Genomic DNA, 21,431 nt, shown 5'->3' with positions numbered 1-21,431 from the left:
TCGGTTCGAATCCTCCCACGGGGGAATGCGGGCGGGCCCGGTCTGGTTGGCGATGGGGATGGTGACGAGCAACGCCTTATGACACGAGGAGAGACATGGCCGACACTCAGGTGAGCGAGAAGACCCCGGTCGACTTCTGGTTCGACCCGCTCTGCCCCTGGGCCTGGATGACGTCGCGTTGGGTGCTCGAGGTCGAGAAGCTCCGCGACATCGAGGTGCGCTGGCACGTGATGAGCCTGGGCGTGCTCAACGAGAACAAGCTCGACGAGCTGCCGGAGTCCTACCGCAAGCTGCTGGGCCCCGAGGCCTGGATCCCCGTACGCGTGGTGACCGCCGCCGAGCAGAAGTACGGCAAGGAGATCACCGGCAAGCTCTACACCGCGCTCGGCACCCGCATCCACAACGAGGGCCGCGGCAACACCCACGAGGTCATCGTGGAGGCGCTGGAAGAGGTCGGCCTGCCCGCGGAGCTGGCGAAGTTCGGTACGACCGACACCTTCGACGCGGAGCTGCGCGCCTCCCACAACGACGGCATCGAGCGCGTCGGCCAGGAGGTCGGCACCCCGGTGATCTCCGTGCCCGGCTCGGACGGCAAGGACGTGGCCTTCTTCGGCCCGGTCGTCACGCCCACCCCGCGCGGCGAGGACGCCGCCCGCCTGTGGGACGGCACCCTGCTGGTCGCCTCCACCCCCGGCTTCTTCGAGATCAAGCGGACCCGCGACAAGGGCCCCAGCTTCGAGTAGTCCCTACCCGGCGCGTACGAAGGCCCCCCACGAGTCACGTCCTCGCGGGGGGCCTTCGCTGTACACGCCCGCCGGTGAAGGTTGAGAAGACGATCACGAGGCGGACGGGCTTGTGGACGAGCCGGAGATCAGCCCTTGACGGGGATCAGCAGCGGGGTGTTCGCCTTGGCGTCGGTGTAACGCTTCGCCACGTCCTGCCAGTTGACGACGTTCCACATGGCCTCGATGAAGTCCACCTTCTGGTTCTTGTACTGAAGGTAGAAGGCGTGCTCCCAGGCGTCGAAGACCAGGATCGGGGTGCTGGCCACGCCGATGTTGCCCTGGTGGTCGTAGACCTGCTCGACGACCAGACGGCCGCTGACCGGCTCGTAGGCGAGCACGCCCCAGCCGGAGCCCTGCGTGGCGGACGACGCGAAGGTCAGCTGCTTCTTGAACTTCGCGAAGGAGCCGAAGGACTCGGTGATCGCGTCGGCCAGGTCGCCCAGACCGTCGGCCGCGGTCGGCTCGCCGCCGCCCTCGCCGGTCTTCGGGCTGGCCATGTTGTGCCAGTAGATGCTGTGCAGGATGTGGCCGGAGAGGTGGAACGCGAGGTTCTTCTCAAGGCCGTTGAGAGCGCCCCAGTTCTCCTTGTCGCGGGCCTCAGCCAGCTGCTCCAGCGTGTTGTTGGCGCCGGTGACGTAGGCCGCGTGGTGCTTGTCGTGGTGCAGCTCGATGATCTGCGGGTTGATCACCGGCTCCAGCGCCGCGTAGTCGTACGGAAGCTCAGGAAGCGTGTAGATGGCCATGCGTGTATTCCGGTCCCCTCAGCGTGCCAATCGCTAATTGCAATTAATGCGCAACTGCACGCTAGCAGTATCTATTCCGGCCCACGAGTAAGGGTCACCTCTCTTGTCGCTCCCTACGGAACGACGGAGGCCGGGCCCATGCGATCGCATGGGCCCGGCCTCCGACCTGCCGTTCGGTGCGGTACTGACGGGGTGTGGGGCGCACCGGACGGAAGTTTCTATCCGGCCGGCGACGGCCGATCCTCCACCGCGCGGGTCTGCGCCCGACGCTGCATCACGTACCCGGTGGCCGCGAGGGCCACGGTCAGGCCGCCGGTGAAGAGCACCTGCACCCGGGTGTCCCCGTCGAGCGCCATCAGGACCAGCACGCCGACGACTCCGGCCAGCGCGACCCACGTCAGGTAGGGGAAGCCCCACATCTTCACGACGAGCCTCTCGGGGGCCTCGCGCTCCAGCCGGCGGCGCAGCACGAACTGGGAGACGGCGATGAAGCCCCAGACGATGAGGATGACGCCGCCGACCATGTTCAGCAGCCAGGCGAAGAGGGTGTCCGGGTACCAGTAGGAGAGGAGCACGGTGACGAAGCCGAAGCCGGAGGAGGCGAGCACGGCCCGGCGCGGCACGCGGCCGCTGACCTTGGCCAGCGCCTTGGGGCCCTGGCCCCGGGAGACCAGCGAGTAGGCCATGCGGGAGGAGCCGTAGATGTTGGCGTTCATCGCGGACAGCAGGGCGATCAGGATGACCACGTTCATGATCTGGCCGGCGGCCGGGATGCCCAGGTGGTCCAGGGTGGCCGCGTAGGGGCCCTGTCCGGTGACGGCCGGGTCGTTCCACGGCAGCAGGGTGACGATGACCAGCATCGAGCCGACGTAGACGATCGCGATGCGCCACATGGTGGTCTTCACGGCCTTGGCCACGCCCTTGACCGGGTCGGCGGACTCGGCGGCGGCGATGGTCACCGTCTCCAGGCCGCCGTACGCGACGACGGACGCGAGCAGACCGACCAGCAGGCCGTCGATCCCGTTCGGCAGGAAGCCGCCGTCGTGCAGCAGGTTCGCGGAGCCGGGGGAGGCGGTGCCGGGCAGCAGGCCCAGGACCGCCAGGGTGCCCAGGCCCAGGAAGAGGGCGATGGCGCCGATCTTGAGGGCGGCGAACCAGAACTCGAACTCGCCGAAGTTGGAGACGGCCGCCAGGTTGCTGCCGCAGAAGAAGGCCATGAAGACCAGCACCCACATCCACGACGGGGTGCCGGGGAACCAGCCCGTCATGATGTGCGCCGCGCCGATCGCCTCGATCGCCACGCCCACGCACAGCAGGGTCCAGAACATCCAGCCCGCCGTGAAGCCGGCCCAGGGGCCGATGGCCCGGTCGGCGTGGACGGAGAAGGAGCCGGAGGCCGGGTTGGCCGCGGACATCTCGCCCAGCATCCGCATCACGAACATGACCAGCAGCCCCGAGGCGGCGTACGCCAGCACGATCGAGGGACCGGCGGCCGCGATGCCGGCGCCCGAGCCGACGAAGAGGCCCGCGCCGATGACCCCGCCGAGGGCGATCATCGAGAGGTGGCGCTGCTTGAGGCCGTTGCCGAGGGGGGAGGTGCCCGCGGGGTGCGGGGCCTGCGGCCGTTCGGGGGGAGCGAGGGTGCTGTTCTGGCTCATGGGAGGGGGCCTGTCCGGTGTGCGGGGGTCGTGCGCGTTCTCGTGGTGAGGTGCCCCAGTCTGCCGACCGTCCGATTACCGGACGTTTTCTGTCCGCTATCCGGACTGCGGGTTCACGGATGGTGATCGCGTCCGTACGCTCGCGGGGGCCCGGCGGAAGGCGCCGGGCCTTGCGCGAGAGGGGTACGGCGATGGGCGACACCGTCAGGGACATGGGCTCCACCGGCCGGGGCGTGCTCGTCACCGGCGCCTCCCGGGGCATCGGCCGGGCGGTCGCGGCGGCGTTCGCGCGCCAGGGGGACCGGGTCGCGGTGCACTGCTCCGCGCCGGGCCCGGACGCCGAGGCCACCCTCGCCGCGCTGGAGGGGGAGGGGCACGTGCTGCTCGCGGCCGACCTGGCCGACCCCGCGCGGGTGGAGGCCCTGGCCGACGAGGCCGAGGAACGGCTCGGCGGGGTGGACGTGCTCGTCAACAACGCGGCCGTGATGGTCGCGCACCCGCCCGCCACGACCTCGTACGCGCGGTGGCAGGAGGCCTGGCGGCGCACCGTCGACGTGAACCTGTTCGGCGCCGCGAACCTCAGCCACCGCGTGGCCCGCCACATGATCGACGGGGGCCGCCCGGGCCGCATCGTCAACGTCGGCTCGCGCGGGGCCTTCCGGGGCGAACCGGACCACCCCGCCTACGGGGCCACCAAGGCCGCGCTCCACGCACTGGGCCAGTCCCTCGCCCTGGCCCTGGCCCCGCACGGGATCGCCGTCGCCTCCGTGGCCCCCGGCTTCGTCGCCACCGAACGGGTCGCCGGCCGACTGGAGGGGGCCGAGGGGGCGGGCATCCGGGCCCAGAGCCCCTTCGGCCGGGTCGCGGAGCCCGAGGAGATCGCCTCGGCCGTGCTCTACCTGGCCTCACCCGGCGCCGTGTGGAGCTCGGGCGCGATCCTCGACGTCAACGGCGCCTCCCACCTGCGCACCTGACGGCCGCGCACCACTCGGCCGCACACCACTCGGCCGCGCGGCCCGCGCCCGCACCCGAGCCCGGACGCGCGGGACCCCCGCGCCGTCGGGTGGCGCGGGGGTCGCGGGGTGAGGCGTACGGAGGGAGGCGTACGGGACCCGGGGTCAGGCGGCCTCGGCCTTGCGGGCGCGGATCTCCCGCACCCACGCCACCAGCAGCACGGCCGCCGCCGCGCCCGTGGACCACAGCAGCTGCGGTCGCGCCGAGTCGTCGAACAGCATCAGCACCAGCACCGCCGCCATCCCCAGCAGCGCCGTCCACGTCAGGTAGGGGAACAGCCACATCCGCAGCGTCAGGCGCTCCGGCATGTCCCGCTCCAGCTTCGGCCGCAGGCGCAGCTGCGAGACGGCGATCAGCGCCCACACGAACAGCAGCACCGCGCCGACCGCGTTCAGCATGTAGAGGAAGACCGTGTCCGGCCACAGCAGGTTCAAGACCACCGACACGAACCCGAAGGCCACCGAGGCGAACACCGCCCGGCGCGGCACCCCGCCGCCGGAGACCTTCAGCAGGGCCCTCGGCGCCTCGCCCCGCTCGGCGAGCGAGAAGATCATGCGCGAGGAGCCGTAGAGGTTCGCGTTCAGCGCCGACAGCAGCGCCACGAACACCACGATGTTCATGATCTGACCGGCCGCGGGGATGCCGATGGAGTCGAGGACGGCCACGTACGGGCTCTGGCCCGGCTCCAGCGAGTCCCACGGCAGCAGGGTCACGATGACCAGCATCGAGCCGACGTAGAAGAAGAGGATGCGCCACACCGCGCTGCGCACGGCGCGGGCCACCGAGCGGGCCGGGTCGTCGGACTCGGCCGCCGCGATGGTGACGACCTCCAGGCCGCCGAAGGCGAAGATGACGGCGAGCATGCCGGCGACGACCCCGCCGAAGCCGGCCGGGAAGAAGCCGCCGTCACCGGTCAGGTGGGCCATGCCGACCGGGTCCGTGTCGGGGAGCAGGCCGAAGATCGCCAGGGTGCCCAGGATCAGGAACAGCACGATCGCGCCGACCTTGAGGGCGGCGAACCAGAACTCGAACTCGCCGAAGTTCTTCACGGCCGCGAGGTTGCTGACGGTGAAGACCACCATGAAGATCAGCACCCAGACCCACTGGTCGACCGAGGGCAGCCAGCCGTTCGCGATCTTCGCGGCGCCGGTGGCCTCCACGGCGAGCACCACGACCAGCAGGAACCAGTACAGCCAGCCCGCCGAGAAGCCGGCCCAGCGGCCGAGCGCCTTCTCGGCGTAGACGGAGAACGAGCCCGAGGCGGGCATCGCGGCCGACATCTCGCCGAGCGCCCGCATCACCAGCATCGCGAGCGCGCCCGCGAGCAGGTACGAGCAGATGATCGCCGGCCCGGCGATGCCGATGCCGGCGCCGGAGCCGACGAAGAGCCCGGCGCCGATGACGCCGCCGAGCCCCAGCATGGTCAGGTGGCGCTGCTTGAGGCTGTGGCTCAGGGGTTCCGGGGGCAGGTCGGTGTCGACGTCGGGCGGTTCGGGCAGGCGGTCGCGCATGAGGATGCTCGTACTCTCGATCGGCCAAGCGGCGCTGTGGGGCTGTGGGGCCGCACCAGGGGTCGGCGGGGGATGGGCAACGGTTGGCGGGAACCTACAGTCTGGCTGGAGGACGGCTGTAGGAGCAAAAAGGACGTGTCGTAGAAGATAGGCCGTGACACGGATCACGCCAACTCGGGTGTGAGGTCGGCTCTTTGTGCGGTCTCCACCAAACCGGGCAGTCGGGCTTTGTCCCCGTCGCCGGCGGCGCCGGACCGCGGCGCGCACTAGCCTCGCGGTGTCCTGTCGATCACCACCCCGCGGAGCCCCCGATGAGCACTGCTTCCGTCTCCTTCCGGCCCGGCGCCGTCCTCGCCGACCTGCTGCCCGCGACCAGGGTCCGCGACATCGCGCTCGTCGTCGGCGGCGCCGCGCTGACCGGTCTGGCCGCGCAGATATCCGTACCGGTCCCCGGCTCGCCCGTCCCGGTCAGCGGCCAGACCTTCGCCGCCCTGCTGGTCGGCACCGCCTTCGGCGCCCGCCTCGGCTTCCTCGCGCTCGCCCTGTACGCCGCCGCCGGCGCGGCGGGCATGCCCTGGTTCGCGGGCGGGACCTCCGGCGCCTTCGGCGCGTCCTTCGGCTACGTGCTCGGCATGCTGCTGGCCGCCACCGTCGTCGGCGGGCTCGCGCGGCGCGGCGCCGACCGCTCGGCGCTGCGCACGGCGGGCACGATGGTGCTCGGTTCGGCCGTGATCTACGCGGTGGGCGTGCCCTACCTGATGGCCGCCACCGGGATGTCGCTGGGCGCCGCCGTCGCGGCGGGCCTGACCCCGTTCCTGATCGGTGACGCGCTCAAGGCCGCGCTGGCCATGGGCGCCCTGCCGGCCGCCTGGAAGCTGGCCGGGCGTCGGGGCTGAGGCCTCCCCGCCCGAACGAAAGCCCCGGACCACGACGGAGTGGTCCGGGGCTTTCGCGTTCCTGCGGGGCCCCTCGCACAGGGTCCCGCGGGAGTGCTACGCGGAGACCTCGGCCGAGGCCTTGCGGCGTCGCAGGTCGCGCACGGTGCCGATGGCCACCGTGACGGCCGCCACGAGCACCGACAGCAGGACCACCTCGCGGTTGGCGTCGTCGAAGAGCATGTAGACGAGCACACCGGTGATCATCAGGGCCGTGGCCCAGGTGAGGTAGGGGAAGAGCCACATCTTGACGGTGACCTTCTCCGGGGCCTCGCGCATCAGGATCCCGCGCATGCGCAGCTGGGTCAGGCAGATGACCAGCCACACGAAGAGCGCGATGGCACCCGAGGAGTTCAGCAGGAAGTTGAAGACCGTGTCCTTGAAGGCGTAGTTGAAGTACACGGCGGCGAAGCCGAAGACGACCGAGCCCAGGATCGCGGCCGTCGGCACGCCCTTCTTGTTGACCTTCGCGAAGGCCTTCGGGGCGTCGCCGCGCTCGCCGAGCGAGAACGCCATGCGCGAGGCGGTGTAGAGGCCCGAGTTCAGGCAGGACAGCACGGCCGTCAGGACGATCACGTTCATGATCTGGCCGGCGTTGGCGATGCCGATCGAGTCGAGGGCGGCCACGTAGGAGCCCTTCTCGGTGATCGACGGGTCGTTCCACGGCAGCAGCGTCAGGACGACGAAGATCGAACCGAGGTAGAAGACGCCGATGCGCCAGATCACCGAGTTGGTGGCCTTGGTGACCGCGCGGCGCGGGTCCTCGGACTCGCCGGCGGCCAGCGTGACGATCTCGCTGCCCATGAAGGAGAAGACGACCATCAGCACGCCGGTGAGGACGGAGCCGACGCCGTTCGGCATGAAGCCGCCGGTGTCGGTCAGGTGTGCGAAGCCCGCGCCCGGGTTGTCCGAGCCCGGCAGGAGGCCGAAGACGGCCAGCATGCCGACGACCACGAACGCGCCGATGGCGACGACCTTGATGCCCGCGAACCAGAACTCGAACTCGCCGTAGGAGGCCACGGAGCCGAGGTTGGTGATCGTCAGGACCACCATCACGATCAGGGCCCAGGCCCACTGCGGGACGGCCGGGATCCAGCCCTCCAGGATGACGGCGCCGGCGGTGGCCTCCACGGCCAGGACGACGACCCAGAAGAACCAGTACAGCCAGCCGATGGAGAAGCCGGCCCAGCGGCCGAGCGCCCGGTCCGCGTAGGCGGAGAAGGAGCCGGAGTTCGGGCTGGCGGCGGCCATCTCGCCCAGCATCCGCATCACGAAGACGACCATCGCGCCGACGAGGGCGTACGAGATCAGGATGGCGGGGCCGGTCTTGGCTATACCGCCGCCGGAGCCGACGAAGAGGCCGGCTCCGATGACACCGCCGATGGCGATCATGGACAGGTGGCGGTTCTTGAGACCGGCCTTCAGACCGTCGGAGGGCTGGGCGGAACCGGGTTCACCGGTGGGGTCGCCTGCCTTCTGAAGGGTCGTCGTGGTGCTCATGGACGATTCCTTAGGTTCTGGGAGGGCTCGGGTTGCGAGCCCCGGCATTCAAACCTGATTCGCCCGCTTTACGGAAGACCCTCCTCCGATGGTTGCCTCGGGCACGAAGTCCGGGACCAAGGTCCCGGCCCGCCCTGTCTGCGTTCTTTGGGTTTACTTGAGGTTTAGAAGTGATTTACGCGACACCCGCCGCGAGCCGTCCGGCCCGCTCGTGACACACTCGGAACATGCGCGTGTACCTCGGATCCGACCATGCAGGCTTTGAGCTGAAGAACCACCTCGTGGACTGGCTCAAGAACAACGGCCACGAGCCCGTCGACTGCGGGCCCCACATCTACGACGCGGTGGACGACTACCCGCCGTTCTGCCTGCGCGCCGCGGAGAAGACCGCCGCGGACGCCGACAGCCTCGGCATCGTGATCGGCGGCTCCGGCAACGGGGAGCAGATCGCCGCGAACAAGGTCAAGGGCGTGCGCGCCATCCTCGCCTGGAGCGTGGAGACCGCGAAGCTCGGCCGCGAGCACAACAACGCCAACGTCATCTCGGTCGGCGGCCGGATGCACACCCAGGACGAGGCCACCGCCTTCATCGAGGCCTTCCTGGCGACGCCGTACTCCGACGAGGAGCGCCACACGCGCCGCATCGAGATGCTCTCCGCCTACGAGACGACCGGCGAGCTCCCCCCGATCCCGGCCCACCACCCGCAGGGCTGACACCCGGCCCGCAGGACCACCACCCGTGCCGCCGGACCCGAGTCCGGCGGCACGGTCGTGCACAGACCAGGAGCGCCGCCGTGCCCGAAGGGCATACGATCCACCGCCTCGCCCAGGACCACACCGAGCGGTTCGTCGGACGGGCCGTACGCGTCACCAGCCCCCAGGGCCGCTTCGCCGACAGCGCCGCCCTGCTCGACGGACGCACGCTGGAGAGCGCCGAGGCGCACGGCAAGCACCTCTTCCTGGAACTGGGCGACGCCTGGATCCACATCCACCTCGGCCTCTTCGGCAAGCTCGGCTTCGGACCGGCCCCCGCCCCGCCGGCCGCGGACACCGTCCGCCTGCGCCTGCTGAACGAGGACCACTACGCCGACCTGCGCGGCCCCACCGCCTGCGCCCTGCTCGGCGAGGGCGAGAAGAAGGCGATACACGACCGGCTCGGCCCCGACCCGCTGCGCCCGGCCGACGACCCCGACCGCGCCTGGAAGCGGATCTCCCGCTCCCGCACCACCATCGCCGCCCTCCTCATGGACCAGAAGGTCGTCTCCGGCATCGGCAACGTCTACCGCGCCGAGGTCCTCTTCCGGCACGGCATCGACCCCTACCGGGCCGGCAGGGACGTCACCCGCGCCGAATGGGACGCCATGTGGGCGGACCTGGCGGCGCTGATGCGCGAGGGCGTGCGCCACAACCGCATCGACACCGTCCGCGACGAGCACCTCCCCGAGGCCATGGGACGCCCGCCGAGGGTGGACGACCACGGCGGAGAGGTGTACGTCTACCGCAGGGCGAACCTGCCCTGTCACCTCTGCGGGGGCGAGATCCGCACCGCCGATCTCGCCGCCCGCAACCTCTTCTGGTGCCCCGCCTGCCAGCACCGCTGACCCGCGCGGCGCGCACCGCCGACCGGACCGGCCGGCGGACCGCCGGCAGCGGAGGGGCCCGTCAGAACCCGTGCGGCAGCCAGGGGGCCACGTCCCAGGCGAAGGCCCGCGAGGCCCGCGCCAGGGCGCCCGGCCGCAGCTCCCGCACCCGGCCGGCCGCCCCGAGGGAGGCCAGGGTGATCCCGCCCAGGTACGCCGAACCCAGTTCCCGCACCGAGAGCTCCAGCTCCGCGCGCTCCCGCGTCGGCTCGCACCGCGCGGTCCCGTCGGCGTCGGCGACCAGGTGCCACCGGCCCGTGTTCCACGGGCAGAAGGCGTCCTCGACCTCCAGCACCACGTCCAGCGGGCCCGCGTAGGACCGCGCCGCGAGCGCCGCCGGCAGGTCCACCGGCCGCACGTGCAGCGCGTCCCGCGTGCGGGGCACCGCCCGGCGGACGTCACTGACCAGGTGCAGCAGCGGATCGTCCACGGGCCGCCCGTAGGCCTGGACGTGCCAGGTGAGGTCGATCTCGAAGAGGTAGCGCCACAGGGCCGCGTACGAGACCGGGTCCAGCGCGTTCACCTCGCTCACCAGGACCTTGCCGTCCGAACCGCTCTGCTCCCAGTCCGGCTTCACCCGGTAGCGGGCGTACCCGACGACCTCCCCGTCCGTGCCCTCCGCCACCACGCACTTCAGCGGCGACGCGCCGCCGCGACTGCCCTCGGGGTCCAGCAGCCCCTGCTGCTCCCAGCCCGGCTGCCGGGCCGGCACGCCCGGCCGGGTCGCCGGCAGCGCCGCGTAGACCCGCTCGCAGTCGGCCAGCGACTTGCGCGGGTCCACCAGCCGCATCCGCACCGCGTCCGTGCCCGGCGGCACGGACAGCCGCACGCGGGTGGTGTCGACGTCGAAGGACATCCCGTACGCGCCGATCCCGTACCCGAAGCGGCCGTAGATCTCCGGCTCCGAGGCCGTCAGCACGGCGAGCGGTTCGCCACCCGCGCGGACGTCGTCCAACTGGCGCCGCATCAGCGAGGTCAGCACGCCCCGCCTGCGGTGGGTGGGGGCGACCCCCACCATCGTCACGCCCGCCGCCGGCACCAGGGCCCCGCCCGGTACCGAGAGCCGGAAGCTGAAGGCGCCGGCCGAGCCGACGCAGGTCTCCCCGTCCCAGACGCCGAGCGAACGTTCCGGCTCGGTCAGCGACCGGTAGAGCGCCCGCTCCTCGGGACTCTCGGGCACGCCACCGAACGCCAGTTCCAGATGGTCGTACCAGGCATCCCACTCATCACCCTGCAATACACGCGTATCAAGAGCCATAAGGTCATACCTACCAGGGCGATACGTCCCGGTCGAAAGGTTTTCGATCCCCGAACACCCCGAGGTCCGGGGGTACCCCTGCGCGCACACAGCCTGGATGGATAGGGTCCCGAAGCAATGGCCGGAGCACGCGTGGAGACGCTCACGGCCCGGGCGCGCATGATGTCGCACCGGGCCCGCACCGCCCTGCGCAAATCCGCCGTCGACTACTTCCGCGGCGACGCCTCCGACTGGCTCGCCTTCGTCGGCCTGCTCCTGACCGTGCCCGCGCTCGCCTGCGGCACCCTGATGCTGCCCGTCTGGTTCTCCCCGTCGGCCCTGGTCCTGCCCATCGTGGCGGGCGGACTGCTGCTGCGGCCCGCCAGCCTCCTCGCCCTCTACGCCGCCTCCGCCACCGCCCTGATCGTCGAGGCCCTCGTCCTCGGCCCGTACACCCAAGGGCCCGCCCGGGTCACCCCCGGCACCGTGCTCGTGGTGGCCGCCTGCGGCTTCTTCGGGCTGGTCATCGCCCAGTTCCGCAGCCGCGTCGGGGTCCCCTGGCGGCGCGGCGGCACCATGCTCTTCGACCTCCGCGAACGCATCCGCGTCCAGAGCAAGCTCCCCGCCCTGCCGCGCGGCTGGCACCGCGAGATGGCCCTGCGCCCCGCCGGCGGCCAGTCCTTCTCCGGGGACTTCGTCGTCGCCGCCCGCACCGGCGGCGGCCGCACCCTGGAGATCGTCCTCACCGACGTCTCCGGCAAGGGCATGGAAGCCGGCTCCCGCGCCCTGCTGCTCTCCGGGGCCTTCGGCGGCCTGCTCGGCGCCCTGCCCCCGCACGGGTTCCTGCCGGCCGCCAACGGCTACCTCCTGCGCCAGGACTGGGACGAGGGCTTCGCCACCTCCATCCACCTCGTCCTCGACCTGGAGACCGGCGACTACGAACTCCTCTCCGCCGGTCACCTCCCCGCCCTCCAGCTCTCCGCCGGCACCGGTCGCTGGCAGGAGGTCTCCGGCGAGGGCCCCCTCCTCGGCGTCTACGACGGCGCCGAGTTCGAGCCCGCCCGCGGCAACCTGCGGCGCGGCGACGTCCTGATGCTCTTCACCGACGGCCTCGTCGAGACCGCCGACCGCGAGATCAGCGAGGGCATCGACCGGCTCACCGGCGAAGCCGACCGCTACGTCGCCGCCGGCTGGGAGGGCGCCGCCTGGCACCTCATCGAGAAGGTGGCCAAGGACGTCAACGACGACCGCGCCCTGCTCCTGATCCGCCGCTCCCCCTGACCACGGGGTGGGGTTTGCCCCACCCCGCTCCGCCGGTCCGCACCATGGCCGGCGCCGCCGGGGCTCCGTAGCGTCGGATGCGCACACGACAACGGCTCCGGCAGGGAAGGCGGCACACCATGGGGTTCCGGCGCGAGCGGCGACAGCGGGACGGCGAGCACACGACGGACCCCCACGGCACCCCCGCCGTCGAACTGCGCGGCGTCCGACGCGTCTACGGGCGCGGCGCCACGGCCGTCCACGCCCTGCGCGGCATCGACATCGCCCTCCCGCGCGGCAGCTTCACCGCCGTGATGGGCCCCTCCGGCTCCGGCAAGTCCACGTTCCTCCAGTGCGCCGCCGGACTCGACCTCCCCACGGAGGGCTCCGTGCGCCTGGGCGGCACCGAACTCACCGGCATGAACGAGAACCAGCTCACCGAGCTGCGCCGCAGCCGCCTCGGCTTCGTCTTCCAGGCCTTCAACCTGATGCCCTCGCTGACCGTCGAGCAGAACGTCCTGCTGCCCGTGCGGCTCGGCGGCGGGCGCCAGGACCGCGCCCGCGTCGCCGAACTGCTGGCCCGCGTGGGCCTCGACGGCAAGGGCCGGCGCCGCCCCGCCGAACTCTCCGGCGGTCAGCAGCAGCGGGTCGCCATCGCCCGGGCCCTGGTCACCCGACCCGACGTGGTCTTCGCCGACGAGCCCACCGGCGCCCTCGACACCACCACCGCGGGCGAGGTCCTCGGGCTGCTGCGGGACGCCGTCGACTCCCTCGGCGCCACCGTCGTCATGGTCACCCACGACCCGGCCGCCGCCGCCCACGCCGACCAGGTGCTGTTCCTCGCCGACGGCCTCATCGCCGACCGCATCCCGCGCAGCACGGCCCTGGCCGTCGCCTCCCGCATGACCGCGCTCACGACGGCGTAGGCCCCGGCCCCGGCCCCGGCGCGGCGGGGCTCAGCGGGACACCGCCGACCAGGCGCTCAGACCCAGCCGGCCGGTGGTGCCGAGGTCCACGGGGCTCGCGAGCGGCAGGCGCAGGCGCGGGGCGCCCGGCTTCGGGGTCAGCTCCAGCACCCGTCCCTCGGCGGGCGGCGTCGACACCTCCGTGACCGTGTTCCGCCAGACCAGGCCCACCGACGCCGCCTGCCCCGGTCGGAGCGTCACCTTCCGGGGCGGTGCGTCGAAGTTGTCCATGATCGTCACGCCGTTCGTGCCGTGCCCCACGTGGACCTCCACGGGGCGCCCCTGCCCGTCCAGCAGCCGGATCTCCGGGTACCCGTTCAACACGTAGTCGCCGCTCCCGCAGTTGATCAACTGGAAGTCGGCCACCCGCAGCCCCATCGCCGCGTTCCCCGGCCCCTCCAGCAACCGCACGCCTCCCTCGCAGGCCGTCGCCGAGGGGGTCGCCGGGGTGTCGGTCGGCGCGGTCGGCAGCCCGTCGGCCCGTACGGCCCCGCTCGGCACCGCCGCCGGCGTCCCCGGCGCGCCCGCCGGGCCCGCGGCCCCGGGCGCCACCGTCGTCCCGCATCCGAGCAGGGCCGCCGCCAGCAGCAGGCCCCCGGCCGCCGCGCCGCCCCCGCGCACCCGCATCCGTACTCTTGTGATCATCCGAAGACCTTAGGGCCTGTCGACGACAGGCCCTGGAACGCCGAACGGGCCACTGCGACGCGATTGGCCCGTTCCCGGACCCCGCCGCGCCCCTACCGTGCGGCCATGGACCGCACCCTCGCCGCCGACCTCGCGCGCCTGCCCGAACTCCTCGACGCCACCCGCCGCGCCGCCGGCGCCACCCTCGCCGGCCTCGACTCCCGCCCCGTCGTACCGCCCGCCTCCCCGCTCCCGGACCCCGAACCGCTCCCCGAGCACGGCGTCGGCACCGAGGTGGCCCTCGCCGCCTTCGCCTCCCGCTGGGCCCCGCGCCTGTCGGCCTCCGCCGGTCCCCGCTACCTCGGCTTCGTCACCGGCGGCGCCACCCCCGCCGCCCTCGCGGGGGACTGGCTGACCGCCGCCCACGACCAGAACTCCAACTCCGCCCTCGACGGCGCGGGCCAGGACCTCGAACGCGAGACGGTCGGTTGGCTGCGCGAACTCTTCGGCCTCTCCGAAGCCCACAGCGGCACCTTCGTCAGCGGCGCCACCATGTCCAACACCACCGGCCTCGCCATCGCCCGCGAATGGCTCGGCGAACGCCTCGGGGTCCGCGTCGCCGAGGACGGCGTCGGCGCCCTCGGCCGCGTCCGCGTCCTGTCCGGCGCCCCGCACTCCTCCATCGCCAAGGCCCTCTCCGTCCTCGGCCTCGGCCGCGCCGCCCTCGTCCCCGTCCCGACCCTCCCCGGCCGCGAGGCCGTCGACCCCGCCGCCCTGGACCGGGCGCTCGCCGACACGCCCGGCCCGGCCGTCGTCGTCGCCAACGCCGGCACCGTCAACACCGTCGACTTCGACGACCTGCCCGCCCTCGCCGCCCTGCGCGAGCGCCACGACTTCTGGCTCCACACCGACGCCGCCTTCGGCGCCTTCGCCGCCCTCTCCCCGGCCCACGCCCACCTCGCCGCCGGCCTCGACGCCTCCGACTCCCTCTGCGTCGACCTGCACAAGTGGCTGAACGTCCCCTACGACAGCGCCGTCCAGTTCACCCGCCGGCGCGACCTCCAGGCCCGCGTCTTCCAGAACTCCGCCGCCTACCTCGGCCCCCTCGGCGACCACCCCGACCTGGTCCACCTCACCCCCGAGAACTCCCACCGCCTGCGCGCCCTCGCCGCCTGGTTCACGCTGCGCGCCTACGGCCGCGAGGGCCACCGGGAGATCGTCGAACGGGACGTCGACTGCGCCCGCGCGCTCGGTGCCGCCCTCGACCGCGACCCCGCCCTGCGCCTGCTCGCCCCGGTCCGCCTCAACGTCGTCTGCTTCACCCTCGCCGAGGCCCCCACCGCCGAACGCCTGGCCGCCCTGCGCCGGGCGGTCGAGGCCGAGGTCTTCCTGACCCCTACGGTGTACGGGGGAACCCCCGCGCTGCGGGCCGCGTTCTCCAACTGGCGCACCACGCGGGCGGACGCGCACCGGGTCGCCGAAGCCCTGCGTACGGCGGCGAAGGAGCTCGAATGACGGACCACCCCCTGACCCTCACCGAGGTCGAGGCCCTCGCCCGCGCGGCGCACGAGGGCCAGACGGACAAGGCCGGCCGGCCCTACGCCGAGCACCTCGCGGCCGTCGCCGAAGGCGTCCGGCTGCGCGGCGGCAGCCTCGGGCAGCAGGCCGCCGCCTGGCTGCACGACGCCATCGAGGACGAGGCCCTGACCCCCGGGTGGCTGGCCGCGGCGGCCCTGCCCGAGGAGGTCAAGGCGATGGTCGGGGCCCTGACCAAACGCCCCGGAGAACCGCTGGAGGCCTACGCGGCCCGGATCCTCGCCACCCCGGGCGCCGTCCTGGTCAAGGAGGCCGACCTCGCGCACAACGCCGACCCCGTACGGCTGTCCGTACTCGACGCCCCCACCCGCGAGCGGCTGACCGCGAAGTACGCCCACGTCCGCGCGCTCCTGGGGATCACCGCCCCCTGACCCGCCCCCCGCTCCGCCCCGCATGCCCGAAATGCGGCCATTTCAGGCGCCGTTGACGTGCCCGAAACGACGGTGATTCGTCACGAGACGGATAGCGGGGGCGTGTTGGTGGGAGGATGGTGCGTATGGGGATGCGCACGGACGTACGCCCCGGGCCGGCCAGGGGACGACCGAAGGTGTGATCAGTAGTGGCCATTTCGCTGTCAGTGGTGGTTCTGTTGGCGATCATCCTGGTGATCCTGATCCGCGGCAAGCACATCAAGGCCGGCCCGGCCATCGTCGCGGTGCTCTTCGGGTTCTTCCTGGCGTCCAGTTCCATCGCCCCGGACGTGAACCGCTTCCTGAACTCCCTCGCGGACACCATCGCCGGCATCAAGCTCTAGCGGTCCGGCGACCCGGCGGCGCGGCCCCGCGAACGCGCCGGGGAAACGCGTCAGGGCCAGGTGGAGGAATTCCTCCGACCTGGCCCTGAGCCGTCGAGAGCGGGTGACGGGAATCGAACCCGCGTAGCTAGTTTGGAAGACTAGGGCTCTACCATTGAGCTACACCCGCAACGCGTGCGCCGCAGGTCCGGGGACCGCGGCACGAACAGCATCCTAGCGGGTCGCGCCGGGGGAGTGCACACCCCTTTCGGTGCCGCGCCGGGCTCCGCGCGCCGGCCGCCCGCGCCCGCCCGGAAAACCGGGGGCGTCGGAGGGTCTCCGGGCATGTACCCTACGTGTCGCACCGACGGGGTGTGGCGCAGCTTGGTAGCGCGTCCGCTTTGGGAGCGGAAGGTCGTCGGTTCGAATCCGGCCACCCCGACCATCCAGCAGTACCCCCTCACGGGATCCCTCACGAAGATCGCGTTGTGGGCTGATTGCCGCTTGCGGTTACTATGCAAGCTGCGTGCCCGTGTGTCTGATGGACCGGGCCGAATCCGCCGAACCGCTGAATCGCAGCGATGCGGCAGAACCCCAAGCAGTCAGCCACAAGGAGACCGAACCGTGAAGAGCGCCGTGGAGACCCTGAACCCGACTCGGGTTCGGCTCACTGTTGAGGTGCCCTTCGAGGAGCTCAAGGACAGCCTCGACGCGGCGTACAAGAAGATCAACCAGCAGGTCACGGTGAAGGGCTTCCGCAAGGGCAAGATCCCCGCGCGCGTCATCGACCAGCGCTTCGGCCGCGGTGCGGTGCTGGAGGAGGCCGTCAACGACGCCCTCCCGAAGTTCTACACCGAGGCGGTCAACGAGGCCGACCTGAACCCGCTGGGCCAGCCCGAGGTCGACATCACGGAGCTGAAGGACGGCGAGCTGCTCTCCTTCACCGCCGAGGTCGACGTCCGCCCCGAGATCGAGATCCCGGACTACTCCGGCATCGAGGTCGAGGTCGACGCGGTCGAGGTCTCGGACGAGGACGTCGAGAAGTCCGTCGAGCAGCTGCGCGGCCGCTTCGCGTCCACCAAGGATGTCGAGCGCGCCGCCGCCGACGGTGACGTCGTCACCATCGACCTGGAGGCCAAGGTCGACGGCGAGGTGCTGGAGGACGGCGTCGCTTCCGACGTCTCCTACACCATCGGCTCGGGCGAGCTCCTCGACGGCATCGACGAGGCCGTCAAGGGCCTGGAGGCCGGTGGCGAGGCCACCTTCACCTCCCAGCTGAAGGGCGGCTCCGCCGAGGGCAAGGACGCCGAGGTCACCGTCAAGGTCACCAAGGTCTCCGCCCGCGAGCTGCCGGAGCTGGACGACGAGTTCGCCCAGATGGCGAGCGAGTTCGACACCCTCGACGAGCTGAAGGCCGACAGCCGCAAGCGCCTCGAGAACATGAAGCAGTACGACCAGGCCACCCAGGCCCAGGAGCGCGTCCTGGAGAAGCTCCTGGAGCTCGTCGAGGTCCCGATCCCCGAGAAGCTCCTCGCGGACGAGGTCCAGACCCGCAAGCACAACCTGGAGCACCACCAGCTCGGCCAGATGGGCCTGGACCTGGCGAAGTTCCTGGAGATCCAGGGCAAGACGGTCGAGGAGTTCGACGCCGAGACCACCGAGCAGGCCGTCAAGGGCATCAAGACCCAGTTCGTCCTCGACGCGCTGGTCAACCAGGAGAAGCTGGGCGTCAACCAGGAGGAGCTCACCGAGCACCTCATGCGTCGCGCGCAGTCCTCCGGCATGTCCCCCGACCAGTTCGCCCAGGCGGTCGTCGAGGGTGGCCAGGTCCCGATGCTCGTCGGCGAGGTCGCCCGCGGCAAGGCCCTCGCGGTCGTCGTGGAGAAGGCCAAGGTCGTCGACACCAACGGTGAGGTCATCGACCTCTCCGACGACGAGGACGAGACCGAGACGGCCGCCGAGGTCGTCGAGGCCGCCGTCGAGGGTGACGCCGAGGCCAAGGCCGACGAGGCCAAGTAACACCCCGGGCGAAGCCCGCTGAGCAGTGCCACGGAGGGCCCGGACGCGACCGCGTCCGGGCCCTTCCGCACATCCGCCGGAGGGCGGGTGGAGCTTGCGCTCCGAGCGAACAGTTCGGGAAGCGGGATGGCGTTGTCCTACCTGCGCGTTAGGGTCCATGAATACGAGGGCACGGGAGTACCCGAAGCCGGAGTGCTTCGCACCATCGGTGGGTCCGCGCCCCAGAACGAGACGCTGAGACGGCATGTGGCCGTCGGAGACGAGCAGGTGGATACGTGACGAATCTGAAGCCTTACGCCGCGGGTGAGCCGTCCATCGGTGGCGGCCTCGGCGACCATGTCTACAACCGGCTGCTCGGCGAGCGCATCATCTTCCTCGGCCAGCAGGTCGACGACGACATCGCGAACAAGATCACGGCGCAGCTCCTCCTCCTGGCCGCCGAGCCGGAGAAGGACATCTACCTGTACATCAACAGCCCCGGTGGCTCCGTGACGGCCGGCATGGCCGTCTACGACACCATGCAGTTCATCCCGAACGACGTCGTCACCATCGGCATGGGCATGGCCGCCTCCATGGGGCAGTTCCTGCTGACCGGCGGCGCCAAGGGCAAGCGCTTCGCCCTGCCGAACACCGACATCCTGATGCACCAGGGCTCCGCCGGCATCGGTGGCACCGCGTCGGACATCAAGATCCAGGCCCAGTACCTGCTGCGCACCAAGCAGCGGATGGCCGAGATCACCGCGTTCCACTCGGGCCAGACCGTCGAGGCGATCATCCGCGACGGTGACCGCGACCGCTGGTTCACCGCCGAGGAGGCCAAGGACTACGGCCTCATCGACGAGATCATCTCGGCCGCGTCCAGCGCACCGGGCGGCGGCGGCACCGGGGCCTGATCCCGGTACCCACCGCCGCTACCCAGCAGCCGACAGCCCGCAGAACGCCACCAGGATGGTGAACACCCAGATGCAGAACAACTTCTCCGCGAGCGGCCTCTACTCCGGCCCGCAGGTGGACAACCGCTACGTGATCCCGCGCTTCGTCGAGCGCACCTCGCAGGGCGTGCGCGAGTACGACCCGTACGCGAAGCTCTTCGAGGAGCGCGTGATCTTCCTCGGCGTCCAGATCGACGACGCCTCGGCCAACGACGTCATGGCGCAGCTGCTGTGCCTGGAGTCGATGGACCCGGACCGCGACATCTCGATCTACATCAACAGCCCCGGTGGTTCCTTCACCGCGCTGACGGCCATCTACGACACGATGCAGTTCGTGAAGCCGGACGTCCAGACGGTCTGCATGGGCCAGGCCGCCTCCGCGGCCGCCGTCCTGCTGGCCGCCGGCACCCCCGGCAAGCGCATGGCCCTGCCGAACGCCCGCGTGCTGATCCACCAGCCCTCGGGCGGCACCGGCCGCGAGCAGCTCTCCGACCTGGAGATCGCGGCCAACGAGATCCTGCGCATGCGCGACCAGCTGGAGAGCATGCTGGCCAAGCACTCGACCACGCCGATCGAGAAGATCCGCGAGGACATCGAGCGCGACAAGATCCTCACGGCCGAGGACGCGCTCGCGTACGGCCTGATCGACCAGATCATCTCCACCCGCAAGAGCAACGCGCTCTGATCCTTGCCACCAGTCGGCGTGGGCTCGCTGTCGCATTTCGGCGATGTGAACCACGTCAAGGGGGCCCCGCACGGGGCCCCCGGCAAGGTACCGTCGGATATGAGGCACCAGGAGCGCTGAACCAGGCGTCTCCCAGGCGAAGGGGAAGCACCTCGTGGCACGCATCGGTGACGGCGGCGACCTGCTCAAGTGCTCGTTCTGCGGGAAGAGCCAGAAGCAGGTGAAGAAGCTCATCGCAGGACCCGGTGTGTACATCTGCGACGAGTGCATCGACCTCTGCAACGAGATCATCGAAGAGGAACTCGCGGAGACCTCCGAGGTCCGGTGGGAGGAACTCCCCAAGCCCCGTGAGATCTACGAGTTCCTGGAGAGCTACGTCGTCGGCCAGGAGCCGGCGAAGAAGGCGCTCTCCGTGGCGGTCTACAACCACTACAAGCGCGTCCAGGCCGGCGAGAACGGCGGCGCTCAGGGCCGTGACGACGCGATCGAGCTCGCGAAGTCCAACATCCTGCTGCTGGGCCCGACGGGCTCCGGCAAGACCCTGCTCGCGCAGACGCTGGCGCGCATGCTGAACGTCCCGTTCGCCATCGCGGACGCGACGGCGCTGACGGAGGCCGGCTACGTCGGCGAGGACGTCGAGAACATCCTGCTCAAGCTGATCCAGGCGGCCGACTACGACGTCAAGAAGGCCGAGACCGGGATCATCTACATCGACGAGATCGACAAGGTCGCCCGCAAGAGCGAGAACCCGTCGATCACGCGCGACGTGAGCGGCGAGGGCGTCCAGCAGGCCCTGTTGAAGATCCTGGAGGGCACGACCGCGTCGGTGCCCCCGCAGGGCGGACGCAAGCACCCGCACCAGGAGTTCATCCAGATCGACACGACGAACGTGCTCTTCATCGTGGGCGGCGCCTTCGCCGGCCTGGAGAAGATCATCGAGTCGCGCGCGGGCGCCAAGGGCATCGGCTTCGGGGCGACGATCCGCTCGAAGCGCGAGATCGAGGCGAGCGACCAGTTCCAGGAGGTCATGCCGGAGGACCTGGTGAAGTTCGGGATGATCCCCGAGTTCATCGGCCGTCTCCCCGTCCTGACCTCGGTGCACAACCTGGACCGCGAGGCCCTGCTCCAGATCCTCGTCGAGCCGCGCAACGCGCTGGTGAAGCAGTACCAGCGGCTGTTCGAACTCGACGGTGTCGAGCTGGACTTCGAGCGAGAGGCCCTCGAAGCCATCGCCGACCAGGCGATCCTGCGCCAGACGGGCGCGCGCGGTCTGCGCGCCATCATGGAGGAGGTCCTCATGTCGGTGATGTACGAGGTCCCGTCCCGCAAGGACGTGGCCCGCGTGGTCATCACCGCCGACGTGGTCCGCTCCAACGTCAACCCGACGCTCGTCCCCCGCATCGTCCCCAAGGACCAGGGCCCGCACGAGAAGTCGGCGTAACCCGAGCACGCAAACGAGAGGGGGGGGGGCGGCCGGGGGGGCGGGGGCCGCGCGCGCGCCCCCGGCGGTGGTGCCGGCCTGAGAGACCCGCCCGAGGGGCGACGACGGAGGGAGAGCGTAGGGGCAGGAGAGCGAACGGCGCGAGGAGCGAGTG

At 71.3% G+C, this 21,431-nt stretch carries 20 protein-coding genes and 2 tRNA genes; 15 read left to right on the top strand and 7 right to left on the bottom strand.

What is annotated here, in order from left to right:
* The first annotated feature begins 95 nt into the window (after positions 1-95).
* Positions 96-743 carry a DsbA family protein gene (locus AB0D01_RS08505; RefSeq protein ID WP_363054322.1) on the top strand — a complete coding sequence of 216 codons (648 nt, stop codon included), beginning with the start codon at positions 96-98 and terminating at the stop codon, positions 741-743.
* Positions 744-871: 128 nt separating this feature from the next.
* On the opposite strand, the gene AB0D01_RS08500 is transcribed toward AB0D01_RS08505, so the two are convergent.
* Both AB0D01_RS08500 and AB0D01_RS08495 read right to left on the bottom strand, forming a co-directional pair.
* The gene (locus AB0D01_RS08500) at positions 872-1,528 is read right to left on the bottom strand and encodes a superoxide dismutase (protein ID WP_363054321.1); all 657 of its coding nucleotides are present in this window, start codon (positions 1,526-1,528) and stop codon (positions 872-874) included.
* A gap of 218 nt (positions 1,529-1,746) precedes the next feature.
* Positions 1,747-3,186, bottom strand: a complete 1,440-nt coding sequence (locus AB0D01_RS08495; RefSeq protein ID WP_363054320.1) for an amino acid permease — start codon at positions 3,184-3,186, stop codon at positions 1,747-1,749.
* 191 nt (positions 3,187-3,377) lie between these two features.
* Between AB0D01_RS08495 and AB0D01_RS08490 the strand changes: the two genes are divergently transcribed.
* On the top strand, positions 3,378-4,160 hold the full coding sequence (locus AB0D01_RS08490; RefSeq protein ID WP_363054319.1) for an SDR family oxidoreductase: 783 nt from the start codon (positions 3,378-3,380) through the stop codon (positions 4,158-4,160).
* Between the two features lie 144 nt (positions 4,161-4,304).
* Here the strand turns inward: AB0D01_RS08490 and AB0D01_RS08485 are convergent, their stop codons facing one another.
* The gene (locus tag AB0D01_RS08485) at positions 4,305-5,711 is read right to left on the bottom strand and encodes an amino acid permease (RefSeq protein WP_363054318.1); all 1,407 of its coding nucleotides are present in this window, start codon (positions 5,709-5,711) and stop codon (positions 4,305-4,307) included.
* A 311-nt stretch (positions 5,712-6,022) separates the two neighbouring features.
* Between AB0D01_RS08485 and AB0D01_RS08480 the strand changes: the two genes are divergently transcribed.
* Complete coding sequence (locus tag AB0D01_RS08480; protein WP_363054317.1) at positions 6,023-6,607, top strand: biotin transporter BioY; 585 nt, start codon at positions 6,023-6,025, stop codon at positions 6,605-6,607.
* A gap of 96 nt (positions 6,608-6,703) precedes the next feature.
* Here AB0D01_RS08480 and AB0D01_RS08475 read toward each other — a convergent pair whose 3' ends face one another.
* A complete protein-coding gene (locus AB0D01_RS08475) occupies positions 6,704-8,146 on the bottom strand; it encodes an amino acid permease (protein WP_363054316.1) in 1,443 nt (480 codons plus the stop codon).
* 227 nt (positions 8,147-8,373) lie between these two features.
* Here AB0D01_RS08475 and AB0D01_RS08470 point away from each other — a divergent pair, with 227 nt between their 5' ends.
* Positions 8,374-8,859 carry a ribose-5-phosphate isomerase gene (locus AB0D01_RS08470; protein ID WP_363054315.1) on the top strand — a complete coding sequence of 162 codons (486 nt, stop codon included), beginning with the start codon at positions 8,374-8,376 and terminating at the stop codon, positions 8,857-8,859.
* Positions 8,860-8,939: 80 nt separating this feature from the next.
* Complete coding sequence (locus AB0D01_RS08465; protein ID WP_363054314.1) at positions 8,940-9,746, top strand: DNA-formamidopyrimidine glycosylase family protein; 807 nt, start codon at positions 8,940-8,942, stop codon at positions 9,744-9,746.
* Between the two features lie 61 nt (positions 9,747-9,807).
* On the opposite strand, the gene AB0D01_RS08460 is transcribed toward AB0D01_RS08465, so the two are convergent.
* Positions 9,808-11,043 (bottom strand): GNAT family N-acetyltransferase, encoded by a 1,236-nt coding sequence (locus tag AB0D01_RS08460; RefSeq protein ID WP_363054313.1) that lies wholly within the window; start codon positions 11,041-11,043, stop codon positions 9,808-9,810.
* A gap of 117 nt (positions 11,044-11,160) precedes the next feature.
* Here AB0D01_RS08460 and AB0D01_RS08455 point away from each other — a divergent pair, with 117 nt between their 5' ends.
* Together AB0D01_RS08455 and AB0D01_RS08450 are read left to right on the top strand one after the other, a co-directional pair.
* Positions 11,161-12,303: a PP2C family protein-serine/threonine phosphatase gene (locus AB0D01_RS08455; protein ID WP_363054312.1), complete on the top strand. Its 1,143-nt coding sequence runs from the start codon at positions 11,161-11,163 to the stop codon at positions 12,301-12,303.
* Between the two features lie 119 nt (positions 12,304-12,422).
* The gene (locus AB0D01_RS08450; protein WP_363054310.1) at positions 12,423-13,208 is read left to right on the top strand and encodes an ABC transporter ATP-binding protein; all 786 of its coding nucleotides are present in this window, start codon (positions 12,423-12,425) and stop codon (positions 13,206-13,208) included.
* A 30-nt stretch (positions 13,209-13,238) separates the two neighbouring features.
* Here AB0D01_RS08450 and AB0D01_RS08445 read toward each other — a convergent pair whose 3' ends face one another.
* Positions 13,239-13,892 carry a DUF4232 domain-containing protein gene (locus tag AB0D01_RS08445; protein ID WP_363054309.1) on the bottom strand — a complete coding sequence of 218 codons (654 nt, stop codon included), beginning with the start codon at positions 13,890-13,892 and terminating at the stop codon, positions 13,239-13,241.
* A gap of 105 nt (positions 13,893-13,997) precedes the next feature.
* Between AB0D01_RS08445 and AB0D01_RS08440 the strand changes: the two genes are divergently transcribed.
* From AB0D01_RS08440 to AB0D01_RS08430, 3 genes are all read left to right on the top strand, one after another.
* Entirely contained in the window at positions 13,998-15,386 is a 1,389-nt protein-coding gene (locus AB0D01_RS08440) for a pyridoxal-dependent decarboxylase (protein ID WP_363054308.1), read from the top strand.
* Positions 15,383-15,838 carry an HD domain-containing protein gene (locus tag AB0D01_RS08435; RefSeq protein WP_363054307.1) on the top strand — a complete coding sequence of 152 codons (456 nt, stop codon included), beginning with the start codon at positions 15,383-15,385 and terminating at the stop codon, positions 15,836-15,838. The genes AB0D01_RS08440 and AB0D01_RS08435 overlap by 4 nt, the downstream gene beginning before the upstream one ends.
* Positions 15,839-16,026: 188 nt before the next feature.
* The gene (locus AB0D01_RS08430; protein ID WP_249766035.1) at positions 16,027-16,221 is read left to right on the top strand and encodes a hypothetical protein; all 195 of its coding nucleotides are present in this window, start codon (positions 16,027-16,029) and stop codon (positions 16,219-16,221) included.
* Positions 16,222-16,319: 98 nt separating this feature from the next.
* On the opposite strand, the gene AB0D01_RS08425 is transcribed toward AB0D01_RS08430, so the two are convergent.
* Positions 16,320-16,390 (bottom strand) — tRNA-Gly (locus tag AB0D01_RS08425).
* Between the two features lie 178 nt (positions 16,391-16,568).
* Between AB0D01_RS08425 and AB0D01_RS08420 the strand changes: the two genes are divergently transcribed.
* The 5 genes from AB0D01_RS08420 (at position 16,569) to clpX (ending at position 21,277) form a co-directional block, all read left to right on the top strand.
* Positions 16,569-16,645 (top strand) — tRNA-Pro (locus AB0D01_RS08420).
* 179 nt (positions 16,646-16,824) lie between these two features.
* Complete coding sequence (tig, locus tag AB0D01_RS08415; RefSeq protein ID WP_363054305.1) at positions 16,825-18,219, top strand: trigger factor; 1,395 nt, start codon at positions 16,825-16,827, stop codon at positions 18,217-18,219.
* 275 nt (positions 18,220-18,494) lie between these two features.
* The gene (locus AB0D01_RS08410) at positions 18,495-19,112 is read left to right on the top strand and encodes an ATP-dependent Clp protease proteolytic subunit (protein WP_266391368.1); all 618 of its coding nucleotides are present in this window, start codon (positions 18,495-18,497) and stop codon (positions 19,110-19,112) included.
* Positions 19,113-19,167: 55 nt separating this feature from the next.
* Positions 19,168-19,836 carry an ATP-dependent Clp protease proteolytic subunit gene (locus tag AB0D01_RS08405; protein ID WP_363054304.1) on the top strand — a complete coding sequence of 223 codons (669 nt, stop codon included), beginning with the start codon at positions 19,168-19,170 and terminating at the stop codon, positions 19,834-19,836.
* Positions 19,837-19,990: 154 nt separating this feature from the next.
* Positions 19,991-21,277 (top strand): ATP-dependent Clp protease ATP-binding subunit ClpX, encoded by a 1,287-nt coding sequence (clpX, locus tag AB0D01_RS08400; RefSeq protein WP_030229634.1) that lies wholly within the window; start codon positions 19,991-19,993, stop codon positions 21,275-21,277.
* The last annotated feature ends 154 nt before the right edge of the window (positions 21,278-21,431 follow it).

Source organism: Streptomyces sp. NPDC048606 (assembly GCF_040650855.1).
Classification (GTDB): domain Bacteria; phylum Actinomycetota; class Actinomycetes; order Streptomycetales; family Streptomycetaceae; genus Streptomyces.
The sequence above is the reverse complement of the archived record's forward strand: the minus strand, read 5'-3'. Positions and strand labels throughout refer to the sequence as shown.